9 protein-coding genes are annotated in these 12,393 nt (G+C 71.5%); 5 read left to right on the top strand and 4 right to left on the bottom strand.

The window, feature by feature from the left end:
- Positions 1-18: 18 nt before the first annotated feature.
- Both ACFVU7_RS32305 and ACFVU7_RS32300 read left to right on the top strand, forming a co-directional pair.
- Positions 19-1,029, top strand: a complete 1,011-nt coding sequence (locus ACFVU7_RS32305) for a Dyp-type peroxidase (protein ID WP_074002303.1) — start codon at positions 19-21, stop codon at positions 1,027-1,029.
- A 26-nt stretch (positions 1,030-1,055) separates the two neighbouring features.
- Complete coding sequence (locus ACFVU7_RS32300) at positions 1,056-1,853, top strand: family 1 encapsulin nanocompartment shell protein (RefSeq protein WP_380739773.1); 798 nt, start codon at positions 1,056-1,058, stop codon at positions 1,851-1,853.
- A gap of 176 nt (positions 1,854-2,029) precedes the next feature.
- On the opposite strand, the gene ACFVU7_RS32295 is transcribed toward ACFVU7_RS32300, so the two are convergent.
- Positions 2,030-5,095, bottom strand: a complete 3,066-nt coding sequence (locus ACFVU7_RS32295) for a BTAD domain-containing putative transcriptional regulator (RefSeq protein WP_388048591.1) — start codon at positions 5,093-5,095, stop codon at positions 2,030-2,032.
- 207 nt (positions 5,096-5,302) lie between these two features.
- On the opposite strand from ACFVU7_RS32295, the gene ACFVU7_RS32290 reads away from it, so the two are divergent.
- Entirely contained in the window at positions 5,303-7,483 is a 2,181-nt protein-coding gene (locus ACFVU7_RS32290; RefSeq protein WP_388048589.1) for an ATP-binding protein, read from the top strand.
- On the opposite strand, the gene ACFVU7_RS32285 is transcribed toward ACFVU7_RS32290, so the two are convergent.
- Entirely contained in the window at positions 7,449-7,973 is a 525-nt protein-coding gene (locus ACFVU7_RS32285; protein WP_388048587.1) for a hypothetical protein, read from the bottom strand. The two genes, ACFVU7_RS32290 and ACFVU7_RS32285, sit on opposite strands and share 35 nt — an antisense overlap.
- Before the next feature lie 110 nt (positions 7,974-8,083).
- On the bottom strand, positions 8,084-9,352 hold the full coding sequence (locus ACFVU7_RS32280; RefSeq protein WP_241852862.1) for a hypothetical protein: 1,269 nt from the start codon (positions 9,350-9,352) through the stop codon (positions 8,084-8,086).
- A gap of 369 nt (positions 9,353-9,721) precedes the next feature.
- Between ACFVU7_RS32280 and ACFVU7_RS32275 the strand changes: the two genes are divergently transcribed.
- Both ACFVU7_RS32275 and ACFVU7_RS32270 read left to right on the top strand, forming a co-directional pair.
- Complete coding sequence (locus ACFVU7_RS32275) at positions 9,722-10,507, top strand: electron transfer flavoprotein subunit beta/FixA family protein (RefSeq protein ID WP_117487224.1); 786 nt, start codon at positions 9,722-9,724, stop codon at positions 10,505-10,507.
- A gap of 46 nt (positions 10,508-10,553) precedes the next feature.
- Positions 10,554-11,516, top strand: coding sequence for an electron transfer flavoprotein subunit alpha/FixB family protein (locus tag ACFVU7_RS32270; RefSeq protein ID WP_388048585.1), 963 nt, complete (start codon positions 10,554-10,556; stop codon positions 11,514-11,516).
- A 140-nt stretch (positions 11,517-11,656) separates the two neighbouring features.
- On the opposite strand, the gene ACFVU7_RS32265 is transcribed toward ACFVU7_RS32270, so the two are convergent.
- On the bottom strand, positions 11,657-12,094 hold the full coding sequence (locus tag ACFVU7_RS32265) for a hypothetical protein (RefSeq protein ID WP_074002309.1): 438 nt from the start codon (positions 12,092-12,094) through the stop codon (positions 11,657-11,659).
- Positions 12,095-12,393: the final 299 nt, after the last annotated feature.

Below are 12,393 nucleotides of genomic sequence, written 5' to 3'. Positions count from 1 at the left end.
ACGAGGAGAACCACCACCATGCAGGCCGAATCGCAAGCCGTCCTCTCCCCGCTGACCAGCGCGGCCGTCTTCCTGGTCCTCACCGTCGAACCCGGCCGCGAGGCCGCCGTCCGCGACCTGCTGCCCGAACTCGCCGGACTGCGCCGCGCGGTCGGCTTCCGGGCCCCCGACGGCGGCCTCACCTGCGTCACCGGCATCGGCTCCGAGCTCTGGGACCGCCTCTTCACCGGCCCCCGCCCGGCCTCCCTGCACCCCTTCCAGGAGGTCGCCGGCCCCCGCCACCGTGCCCCGGCCACCCCCGGCGACCTGCTGCTGCACCTGCGGGCCGAGCGGATGGACCTCTGCTTCGAACTGGCCGCGCAGCTCACCGGCCGGCTCGCCGGGGCCGCCACCGTCGTCGACTCCGTCCAGGGCTTCAAGTACTTCGAGGACCGCGACCTGCTCGGCTTCGTCGACGGCACCGAGAACCCGGAGGGCCGGGCCGCCGAACGCGCGGCCCTGGTCGGCGCGGAGGACCCGGGGTTCACCGGCGGCAGCTACGTCCTCGTCCAGCGGTACGTGCACGCCATGGACAAGTGGAACGCGCTGAGCGTCGAGCAGCAGGAGGGGGCGGTCGGCCGCACCAAACTCGACGACATCGAACTGTCCGACGACGCCAAACCCGCCGACTCGCACGTGGCACTCACCGTCATCACCGGCCCGGACGGCGAGGAACGGAAGATCGTCCGCTTCAACATGCCGTACGGCACCTTCGGCTCCGCGGACCGCGGCGGCGAGTCCGGCACCTACTTCATCGGCTACGCGGCCGACCCCGGGGTGACCGAGCAGATGCTGCGCAACATGGTCGTCGGCAACCCGCCCGGCACCACCGACCGGCTGCTCGACTTCTCCACCGCCGTCACCGGCGGGCTGTTCTTCGTCCCGACCGCCGACTTCCTCGACTCCCCGCCCCCGGCGCCCTCGGCGGCCCCCGCCTCCCGCTCCGGGGACGGCTCGCTCGGCATCGGCAGCCTCAAGCAGACCCCCTGACAGACCCCCTGAACAGGACCCCGCCCATGGACAACCTCCACCGCGACCTCGCCCCGATCTCCGCCGCCGCCTGGGAGGAGATCGAGGAGGAGGCCCGCCAGACCTTCAAGCTCCACATCGCCGGCCGCCGCGTCGTCGACCTCAACGGCCCCGAGGGCGCGACCCTCGCCGCCGTCGGCACCGGCCACCTGACCGCCATCGACCCCCCGACGGACGGCATCCAGGCCCGCGCCCGCACCGCCCAGCCGGTGGTCGAGCTACGCGTCCCCTTCACCGTCCGCCGCGACGCCGTGGACGACGTCGAACGCGGCTCCCGGGACTCCGACTGGCAACCCGTGAAGGACGCGGGCCGCAAGCTCGCCCTGGCCGAAGACCGCGCCGTCTTCGAGGGCTACCGCGCGGCCTCCATCGACGGCATCCGCGCCGCCTCCACCAACCCGCCGGTCCAACTCCCCGAGGACGTCCGCGAATACCCGGAGGCCGTCAGTCGCGCCCTCACCGCCCTCCGCCTGGCCGGAGTCGGCGGCCCCTACTCACTCCTGCTCGGCGCCGCCGCCTTCACCGCCGTCAACGAGACCAGCGATAGCGGCTACCCGGTCCACAACCACCTCACCCGCCTCCTCGACGGCGAGATCATCTGGGCCCCGGCCATCGAAGGCGCCTACCTGCTCTCCACCCGAGGCGGCGACTTCGAACTCCACCTCGGCCAGGACGCCTCTGTGGGCTACCTCTCCCACGATGCCGAAACGATTCAGCTCTACCTTCAGGAGACGCTGACGTTCCGCGTGTACACGGGAGAGGCGGCCGTCGTCCTACGCGGCTAGCACCAGAGAGGCATGGAAGCAGCGAACAGGAATATGTGCATGAGCATGTTCATGGAACGTAGTGACTTTCTGCCTCAGTTGCGGTCGGCATGATCACCGATGTGGGCAGATCCTAGACAGAAAGTGTCCCGAACGTCGAGCTGGCGATCTGGAAGAGAACAGAGTTCCGGTAGTGATTATATGACAAGCTTGGCGAGCGCCGAGCGGGCCAGCGCGGCTTCGTCGGCGATATTCACCTGCTCGGCCAGGCGTACGGCTACGGTCAGATGTGCGGCGGCGGCGGTCGTATTCCCGAGTGCGGCCTCGCAGTGGCCCAGGCCGCGCAGAGCCCCGGCCTCCTCCCGGGCCGCGCCGATGGATCTGGCCAACTGCAGGGCGGCCGCGTGCTGGTCGCGTGCCTGGTCGTGCCGACCCGCTGCCGACAGGGTCTTGCCGAGGCCGTTGAGACCGTCGGCTTCGTAACGGACGCTGCCGACCTCGCGGAAGGTTGTCAAAGCCGACCGGTAAAGCGAAAGGGCATGTTCGAGCTCATCGGGGATCGTGAGTGTCGCCGCCAGGTTTGTGCGTACGACGGACAGCTCCAGTTGTGGCATGAGGCCGTCCCCGATCTCCAGAATGTGTTCGAATGTGCCGCGTGCCATGGAACTCCGCCCGGCTCCGAGGTGGAGTTCTCCGAGATTGTTGAGTATTCGGAACTCAAGAACTCTGTCGTTGAATTTTCTGGCGAATGGAAGGGCGCTTTCATAGTCGGCGAATGCCGATTTCGAATCTCCGGTTGAGCGATGCAGGATGCCGATGTTGGCGAGGCAGCGGGCGGCATTCCACTGATCGTCCTGCTCCAGTCGAATGGCGAGCACCTCCTTTTGGAGGGCCAGGGCTTCGTGAAGCCGGCTCTGATGCCACCGCAGCTGTCCGAGGAGATTGAGGGCGTTCGCCGCCGCGTCCAGGTCGCCTTCCGTGCGGGCGAGAGCGAGGCCGCGTTCGAGGGCCTCGGCGGCGGGCTCGTAGTGGGACGCCTGGGCGAGGGTCGCGCCCAGGTCGATCAGCGCCCACGCCTCCTGTCGGTCGTTCGCCTGCGACCGCCAGTGGGTCGCGGCCGCTCGGTGCATGTCCTGTGCCTCGCTCCAGTAGGCCTCGGCGTTCAGGTGGCCGGCCAGGACGTGGGCGAGCCATGCTCCGGCTTCCGCGAGGCCGCTGACGTGAGCGTATGCCGTCAGGGTGATCAGGCCGGCGTGCTCGACCTCAAGCCAAGTGCGTGCCGATTCCGGTGAGTTCATGGCGATGTCGCCCAATATATCTGAAAGAGGGCCGAGTTGGTGATCGTCTGGTAGGTGTGATCTCGATCTGTGCGGGTAGAGCAGATGGTCCGCGCGGTCGGCGGCGTGCAGGGAGAAACGGAGCAGGCGGCGGTCGGCCGATTCGCGCTGTTTCCGATCGACGCCCAGCGCCATTGCGAACTCCCGTAATAGATCATGGAGTTGGTACCGCTCAGGTGCGATCTCCTGGATCAGGTGGCAGTTCAACAATGCCTCCAGAACCTCATCAGTCTCATCGACACTCCGCCCGAGCAGGGCCGCTGCCGCATGGACGCCGAAATCCGGTCCGGGGTAGAGGCCGAGCAGCCGGAATGCCGACCGCTGGCTGGCGGAAAGGTACTGGTAGGAGACCTCGAAGACCCGGGCGATGCTGGAGGTGCCGCTGCGGATCTCGGCGAGCCTGCCGTTCTTCCGGGAGAGGCGCCGGGCGAAGTGGGCGAGGGTCCAGGACGGGCGGCCCTTGAAGCGGCTGGCGGCGATCTCGATGGCGAGGGGCAGGTGGCCACATCGCTCGACGATCTCGATGATGCTCTGCGGGTCCGTCGAGCGCTCGGGGCCGACCACGTTGGTGAACAGGGCCACGGCGTCGTCCACTGTCAGCACGTCCAGGAACACCGGCCGAGCGTCCGGGAGCTCCGTCAGCCGCTGGCGGCTGGTGACGAGTACCAGGGCGGACGGGGCGGGCGGCAGCAGCGGGCGGACCTGAGCGGCGTTCGAGGCGTCGTCGAGGATGACGACGGCGCGGCGCGAGGACAGCGCCACGGCACAGAGCGCGAAGACCTCGTCGGCGTCGAGCGGGATGGTGCTGGCGGGCACTCCCAGGCGTCTGAGCAGCAGGGCGCCTGCGGCCTCCGGGGTGAGCGGCGGCTGGTTGCCGACGTGGGCGCGCAGGTTGAGGTAGACGTAGCCGTCCGGGAAGTGCTCGCGCATCAGGTCGGCGGCGTGCAGGGCGAGGGTGGTCTTGCCGACCCCGGGCATGCCGAGGATCGCCGAGACGGTGACGACGCCGCCGCGGGCGAGCCGGGTGTCAGGGCCGGGCAGGACGCGGCGGAGGTCGTCCTCCCGGCCGATCAGCCGGTGCCGCCCGGGGATGTCGGTGGGCGGTACGGCCTGGGGGGCGGGGGTCAGTACGGCCTCGTTCCGTACCGGCGGCCCGGGGAGCGGGTCGCCGTGCAGGATGAGCTGGTGGAGGCGGGTGAGCGGTTCGCCGGGCTCGGTGGCGAAGTGGGCGCGGAGCAGTCGGGCGACGGCGGGGTAGACGGCCAGCGCGTCGGTCTGTCGGCCGACGGCGTAGAGCGCGGTCATCAGGTGGCCGGCGAGGCGTTCGTCGGTGGGGCGGTGCTCGCGCAGGGCGGTGAGTTCGGGGATCAGTTCGGCGAAGTGGCCGATGCGCAGGTCGATCTCGATCCGGCGCAGCGTGGTGGTGAAGTGCTGGTCGGCCATGGCGGCGCGGGTGTTCTGGGCCCAGGTGCCGGGCAGGCCGGCCAGGGGTTCGCCGCACCACAGGTTGGTGGCGCGGCTGAGCACGGTTCTGGCCTGGTGGTCCTGTCCGTTCTCGGCGAGTAGTCCGGCTTGGTCGGAGAGGTCCAGATATCGGTGCCAGTCAATCAGCAGTGGGTCCGCCCGCAGAATGTACGTGTGCGATTGGGTGTCGATCGTGGGCACGTCCCCGGTGGCATTCGCCCCCGAGGCCTGCGCCGCCCGCCGCAGTAGTGCGCGCAGGTGGGAGACGTGGCTGTAGAGGCTGGTCAGCGCGCTGGGCGGAGGTTCCTCGCCCCACAGTCGGTATGCGAGCGAGTCGTGGGAGAGCGGCCTTCCGACCTCCAGGGCCAGGGCGGCCAGCAGTTGCCGTCGCTTGTCGGACGGAATCGCCAATGGCTCTCCGTTCACCGACAGTTCAACTGAACCGAGGAGATGAACCTTCATCGTGACGTCCCCCGCCGGTTGGCTACCAGCTTGCTGTGTCGCGGGTGAGCATCGCATGCGTCCGGGGCAACCGGCTATACCACTGTGGGGTTCCGGGGCCGTACTTTTGGGAATAATCTCGACTTGACGATACGTCATGTGATAGCGCCGCACCGATAATTCGTCCGAGGCTGGGGGGCCAGTGACAGGATCGACCGTGCTCGGCGGGTGCCCGTGAACGACGTCAACCTGCCGTACGGAGTGGTACGGAACTCGCTGGCCGGTGCCGCGACGGTCTCCGGCCCGGTGGTGCAGGCCGGCGCGATCCACGGCGGGTTGCACCTGCACGGGTCGTCGGCGTTGCCGACGCCGCGGCAACTCCCGCCCTGCCCTCGCAGGTTGGTGGGGCGGGAAGCCGATCTGGAGGCGCTGGACGATTCCTTGGCCGCCGAGGCGGCGTCGGCCGACGTCACCGTGGTGGTGACCGGTCCGGCCGGGGTCGGGAAGACGGCGCTGGCCGCGCAGTGGCTTCGCGGCCTGGCCGGCCGTTTCCCGGACGGCCAGCTCTACGCGGACCTGCGCGGTTACGCACCCGGAGGCCCCGCCGACCCCGCCGAGGCCCTGGGCGGCTTCCTGCGGGCCTTCGGGGTCTCCCCGGTGCCCGGGAGCATGGCGGAGGGTGCCGCGCTCTGGCGCTCGCTGGCGGCGGGGCGCCGGATCGCGGTGCTGTTGGACAACGCCTCGACGGCTGCCCAGGTGCGGCCGCTGCTGCCCGGTTCGGACCACACGGTGGTCGTGGTGACCAGCCGCCGCCGGCTCACCGGGCTCGGCATCGACGGCGCGGTGTTCCGGTCCTTGGGCCCGCTCGCCACGGAGGCCTCCGCCGAGATCCTTGCCGAGCGGGTCGGCCGGAGCCGGGTGGTGGACGAGAGCGATGCCGCCGCCGAGGTGGTGGACGCCTGTGGCGGGCTGCCGTTGGCGATCTGCCTGGCGGCCGCGCGGATCGCGGCCCGCCCGGTGCAGTCGCTCGCCGCGACGGCCGAGATCCTGGGGCGCGGCGCCGACCGCCTCGGGGCGTTGCACGCGGACGGCGAGGCGGTGCGGGACCTGCTGGACGCCTCCTACGACGTGCTGCGGCCGGATGCGGCCCGGTTGTACGGACTGCTCGGACTGCTGCCGTTCGCCGAGTTCACCGTGGAGGCGGCCGCCGTGGTGGCGGACGTGGACCGGGTGGCGGCGGACCGGCTGGTGGACGAACTGATGGACGTCCACCTGCTGGAGGAGGTGCTGCCCGGCCGGTTCCGCTTCCACGACCTGGTCCGGCTGCACGCCCAAGGGCACGGCGCCGGACTTCGCGACGCCCAGGTCGGCCGCGCCGCCACCGACAGGATCGTCGACTGGTACCTCGCCTCGACGACCGCCGCCGAGGCGGTCGTCTCCCCGAGCCACCGCACGCTGCCGCGCGAGTACCGGACCCTGCCGGTGCACCCGGCCCGGGAGTTCGCCGACGACACGCAGGCGCTCGGTTGGCTCGACGTGGAGCGCGACCGCCTCGCCGACCTGCTGCGCTGGGCGCCCGGCTGCGGCCGGAACGCCGCCACCTGGCAACTCGCCGACGCCATGTGGCCGTTGTTCCTCCGGCTGCGTCCGGCCCGGCTCTGGGTCGAGGCCCACCGGATCGGCCTGCGTGCGGCCCGGGCGGACGGCGACCGCCGTGGCGAGCTGCGCATGCTCACCTCCGGCGGGAACGGTCTGCGGAACGCCGGCGAGGCGGCCGAGGCGGCTCGTTGGTTCAATGAAGCACTCGACCTCGCAGGGGAGTTGGCGCTGCCGCTGGTACAGGCCGACGCGCTGTACGGGCTCAGCCAGACTCACCGGATGACCGGGCGTCTGGACGAGGCCGCCGACTGTCTGCGCGAGGTGGTCCGGATCCGGGAGGCCCAGGACTACCTGCGGGGCTCGGCACTGGCCCGGCTGGCGCACGGGGAGGTGCTGTTGCTCGCGGACCGGGCGGCGGAGGCCGTCACCTCCATCGAGCGGGCGCACCGCGAGTTGGCCTCGATCGGGGACGACTACGAGGCGGCCCGGGCGATCGCCTTCCTCGGGGTGGCCCATACGACGCTGGGCGGGTACGACCGTGCCGACCGCTGCCTCCAGGAGGCACTGGCCGGCTTCCGGGCCCGGCTGTCGGGGCATTGGGAGGCCCGGACGCTGGAGTTCGCCGGAGAGCTGGAGGAGCGGCGCGGCCGCCCCGCCGCCGCGCGCGCCCGGTTCGAGGAGTCGCTGGCCCGCTACCGGGAACTCGCCGCGACGGCGGAGGCGGCCCGACTGGCCGACCGCCTCGCCGCCTACGACACGGACTCCGGCCCCCCGGCTACACCCGGCCGCCCGGCCGGTCCACGGCCCTGAAACAGGACCGCGGGAACACGGGGGAATGCCACCCGAGCACGTCGACCCGGGCCAGTTCGGCCAGCCGGCGGCCGAGCGTGAGCCAGGCGTGGGCCATCGAGCCGACGGCCAGCGGCGGGACAGGTTCGCCGGCCGCCCGGGCCGGCTGCAGGACCAGCGGCGCCCCGTCCCGGGCCAGGAGCAGCAGTGCTCCGGCGCGGTGCTCGGCGGTGGCCAGCGCACAGCCCGGGTAGGTGGCCAGGACCGCCCTGAGCCGGGCGAGGACGCCGTCTGTCGTCAGCCGTCCGGCGTGCAGCACGTCCGCCTGGTGGCGCCAGCGTGCCGCCGAGGTCCGGGTGAGGTCGAGCGCGAGGTGCTCGTCCACGTATCCGGGACCGGCCGACGCGGGCCCGGCTCCGGCGGGCAGTTCCGCCGCCAGCAGCCCGTGCACGGTGCCGATGGCCGAACTCACCTGCGCCTCGAACAGCACCGCGGTCCGTCGGGCGTCCATCGGCCCGGCCTCCGGAGCGGCCCCGGTCTCCGCCCGAGCGGGCCGTTCCACCCCGGTGGGCCCGGTCGCCCCCGCGACCGACGCCAGCCGCACCCTGTGCACCGTCGCGCTCATCCGTCCCGCCGCGACCCGGCCGCCGCGATCGCGTCCAGCGGGTCGGGCAGGTGCAGCGGCTCCGGGCCCGGGACGTGGGCGGGCTGGCCCAGCCTGAGGACGCGGTACAGCAGCCGACGGGCGTTGCGGTCGAAGCGGCCGGGCTCGGAACTGATCCGGGCGGCGATGGCGGCGTACTCCTCCGGGCGGTACTGCTCGGCGGCGTAGCCGAGCTGGTCGACGAGGGGGTGTCCGGGGGCGAGTGCCGGAGCGGTGGCGGCCAGCTGGGCGGCCGGCGACCGCGGGTTGACGTGGCGGTGGGGGTACTCGGCGAGCAGGACGGGAGCGCCGGTCATCGCTCCGTACAGGGTGACCGAGCCGTGGTCCCCGATGATGAAGTCGGCGGCGACGAGCAGCGGCCGCCAGTCCGTCTCGGGCGGGATGACCGTGACGGCCCCGCGTGCGGTGGCCCTCGCCCAGGAGTGCACGGCGTAGGAGCCGTGCGCGGCCGCGATGTTGGGGTGCGTCAGCAGGACGGTCCGGTAGCCGTGCTGGGGCAACTCGGAGGTCAGCCGGGGCAGTACGGCGTCGAGCCGGGTGAAGAGCGAGCCGTTGCCCCAGGTGGAGGAGACCAGCACCAGCTTCTCCTCCGGCCGTAGTCCCAGCGCCGCCCGGTAGCGCTCCCGGTGCGGCACCGCGGCGGCGATCCGGTCGTAGCAGGGGTCGCCCACCACTTCGGCGATCGGGACGGCCTCCGGGCAGGTGCGCCGGAGTTCGAGCAGTTCCTCCTCGTGGGCGAGCGCGAAGGAGGCGGGGACGAGCCGCCCCTCCCAGCACAGGTAGTCCGGGCCGAGGCCGATGGCCGCCCGCTCGCCGTCCGGCGTGCTGCGCCGGGACAGTTTGATGTTGCCGGCGCCGTGAGGCAGCCGGACGACCGGGCCGTGCAACTGCTCCATCCCCTGGGAGCCGGCGGCCAGGATCAGGTCGAACTCCTGCCGGACGGCCTGCTCCCACGGCAGGACCGTGCCGCCCAGTGCCCGGAGGACCTCCGTGGCGCCCCTGTTGAACACGTGCGGTGCCACCGTGAACTGCACGTGGACCCGCAGGTCCGAGGCGAGCAGCGAGTAGAAGTCGTGGAGCCGTTTCGCGTACACCATGGTCTGGGCGACCACCAGCACCTCCTTGCGGTCCTGCAGCGTCTCCCACGGCCCGTTGTTGCTCCAGGCCGTGCTGCCGCGTTTCCCGCGGGGTGGCGTGGTGTCCTGTTCCCCGTGTACCAAGGTCATCCTTCTCCCCCTCCTTGATCCCAGGTCTGGCCCTCGACGGGCCCCGTGGCCGATGGTCCCCGGACGCCCTGGCGGAATCCATGAGGGGATCTGGCGGGTGCTTGCGGAAACCTTGTGTCCGCTTTCCGCGCCCGTTCGTCCGGTCCCGGGAGCGGGAAGGGTACTGAGTTCCTTTACGAGGGGTACTGAGTGCCGTATTCTCTCCGTGGAGCCTCTGACGCCAGTCGACGGGAGTCGACACGGTCTGCCGGTCCAGGTGGCGCTTGCGGTGCGCGGGTCGTGCCCGGGCCGGACTTGGCACTCAGTACCCTCGGCATGCCTGAGGCCATGGATCAGTGCACCCTTGCACCCGTGACAGGAGAACCGCTCATGAGCTTGAGGATCGTCGTCTGTGTGAAGCACGTGCCGGACGCGACGGGTGACCGTCGTTTCGCGGACGACCACACCACCGACCGGGAGGGTGTGGACGGCCTCCTGTCGGAGCTGGACGAGTACGGCGTGGAGCAGGCGCTGCGGATCGCGGAGGCGAACGAGGGCGCCGAGGTGACGGTGCTGACGGTGGGGCCGGACGACGCGAAGGACGCGCTGCGCAAGGCGCTGTCGATGGGTGCGGACAAGGCCGTGCACGTGAACGACGAGGACATCCACGGTACGGATGTGGTCGGGACGTCGGCGGTGCTGGCGAAGGCGCTGGAGAAGGCCGGGTTCGACCTGGTGATCGGTGGCATGGCGTCGACGGACGGTTCGATGGGTGTGCTGCCGGCGCTGCTGGCGGAGCGGCTGGGTGTGCCGCAGGTGACGCTGCTGTCGGAGGTGTCGGTCGAGGGCGGCGTGGTGAAGGGTCGTCGGGACGGTGACGCGGCGACGGAGCTGGTGGAGGCGGCGCTGCCGGCGGTGGTCTCGGTGACGGACCAGTCGGGTGAGGCCCGGTACCCGTCGTTCAAGGGGATCATGGCGGCGAAGAAGAAGCCGGTGCAGTCGTGGGACCTGGACGACCTGGGCATCGAGGCGGACGAGGTCGGTCTGGCGGGTTCGTGGACGGCGGTGGAGTCGGTGGCGGCGCGTCCGGCGCGGACCGCGGGCACGGTCGTCAAGGACGAGGGCGAGGGCGGCAAGTCGCTCGCGACCTTCCTCGCCGACCAGAAGTTCATCTGAGCCGCCCCCACCCCCCGATCCAGCGAATACACGGAGACATTGAGCAATGGCTGAGATTCTCGTCCTGGTGGACCACGCCGACGGCGCGGTGCGCAAGCCGGCCCTGGAGCTGCTGACCCTGGCCCGCCGTATCGGTGAGCCGTCCGCCGTCGTCCTGGGCGCCGGTGCGGCCGCGGCCGGCATCGCGGCGAAGGCCGGCGAGTACGGCGCGGCGAAGGTGTACGTCGCCGACGGCGCGGAGTTCGCCGACCAGCTGGTCGTCCCGAAGGTGGACGCGCTGGCGCAGATCGCCAAGGCGAACGACGTGGCGGCGGTGCTGGTGACGTCCTCCGGTGAGGGCAAGGAGGTGGCCGCGCGCGTCGCGCTGCGGATCGGCTCCGGCATCATCACCGACGCCGTCGACCTGCGCGCCGGCGACCAGGGCCCGATCGCCACCCAGTCGGTGTTCGCCGCCTCGTACACCGTCGACTCCCGGGTGAGCAACGGCGCGCCGGTCATCACCGTCAAGCCGAACGCCGTCGCCCCGGAGGCCGCTCCGGCGGCCGGCGCGGTCGAGGACGTCGCCGTGGCGTTCACCGGCAATGCCGCCAAGGTCGTCTCGCGCACCCCGCGGGTGTCCTCCGGCCGCCCCGAGCTGACCGAGGCCGCGATCGTGGTCTCCGGTGGCCGTGGCGTCGGTGCCGCCGAGGGCTTCGGCGTGGTCGAGGAGCTCGCGGACGCGCTGGGCGCGGCCGTCGGCGCCTCGCGTGCCGCGGTGGACGCCGGCTGGTACCCGCACAGCAGCCAGGTCGGCCAGACCGGCAAGCAGGTCTCCCCGCAGCTGTACGTGGCCAACGGCATCTCGGGCGCCATCCAGCACCGGGCCGGCATGCAGACCTCGAAGACCATCGTGGCCGTCAACAAGGACCCCGAGGCCCCGATCTTCGAGCTCGCCGACTACGGCGTGGTCGGCGACCTCTTCGAGGTGCTGCCGCAGCTCACCGCCGAGGTGAAGGCCCGCAAGGCCTGAGCCCGGTCCGCCTGACAGTGAGGGCGTGGCACCGAGTACCACTCGGTGCCACGCCCTCCGTCGTCTCCCGGCGGCGCCTTCACGCGCCGCCCGTCCCGGTCACGCCTCCGTCCGGGCCGTGAACCTCTCCGCGTCGCCGGTCACTCCGCGACGAAGGCCGCGAGGTGCTGGGTGAAGCCGCCCTGGGTGGGCGGCAGCGGGCGCGGCTCGGTGTCCTGCACCGGCGGCGGCTCCTCGACCGGCAGCAGCCGCAGCTCCGGCTGGTCGGAGTCGGGGGAGGAGAGCAGCCGCACCCGGGTGCCGACCGGGACGGTGCTGCGCATCCCGTCCACGATGCACCAGACGTCGAAGCCCTCCGCCATGCGGATCAGCGACTTCTGACGGACCAGCGGCGTCCGGGCCTGTTCGACCGCGCAGCGCCGCACCACACCGGTGCCCTCGCTGGGCTCCAGCCGCAGCTCGGTGGAGCCGCAGGTGGGGCAGAGCAGCCGTTGGAAGGTGGGGTTGTTGCACCACGCGCAGCGCTGGAAGTACAGCGTCGTGCTGCGGGTGTCGGCATCGATGGCTGAGTGGACCACGCTGTCATCTCCCTGCGCTCGGACCGGCTTCGTGCGGTGGAACCGTGGCGGAACCGCGGCGGGTGTACGCCAGAAGTTCGGCACGAAAAGGATAGGGAACTCAGTGCCGTCAAGGGAAGGCACTGAGTTCCCTTTTTGCCGCGCGCATGCATAATGAAGGGTACTGAGTACCGTCGTGAAACAGGAGTGGCGATCATGAGCCAGGACTTCGATCTCTTCCGGATCTCCGAGGAGCACGGGATGCTCCGTGAGGCGGTGCGTTCGCTGGCCGAGGCGAAGATCGCTCCGTTCGCGGCGGA

It is taken from the genome of Kitasatospora sp. NPDC058046, from assembly GCF_042885595.1.
Taxonomy (GTDB): domain Bacteria; phylum Actinomycetota; class Actinomycetes; order Streptomycetales; family Streptomycetaceae; genus Kitasatospora.
Note: the sequence above shows the minus strand (reverse complement) of the source record. Positions and strands in the feature narration are given on the sequence as shown.

Coding starts and splice junctions, on each gene's coding strand:
- ACFVU7_RS32305 (WP_074002303.1), top strand. CDS start 19: ATGCAGGCCGAATCGCAAGCCGTCCTCTCCCCGCTGACCAGCGCGGCC.
- ACFVU7_RS32300 (WP_380739773.1), top strand. CDS start 1,056: ATGGACAACCTCCACCGCGACCTCGCCCCGATCTCCGCCGCCGCCTGG.
- ACFVU7_RS32295 (WP_388048591.1), bottom strand. CDS start 5,095: ATGAAGGTTCATCTCCTCGGTTCAGTTGAACTGTCGGTGAACGGAGAG.
- ACFVU7_RS32285 (WP_388048587.1), bottom strand. CDS start 7,973: ATGGACGCCCGACGGACCGCGGTGCTGTTCGAGGCGCAGGTGAGTTCG.
- ACFVU7_RS32280 (WP_241852862.1), bottom strand. CDS start 9,352: ATGACCTTGGTACACGGGGAACAGGACACCACGCCACCCCGCGGGAAA.
- ACFVU7_RS32275 (WP_117487224.1), top strand. CDS start 9,722: ATGAGCTTGAGGATCGTCGTCTGTGTGAAGCACGTGCCGGACGCGACG.
- ACFVU7_RS32270 (WP_388048585.1), top strand. CDS start 10,554: ATGGCTGAGATTCTCGTCCTGGTGGACCACGCCGACGGCGCGGTGCGC.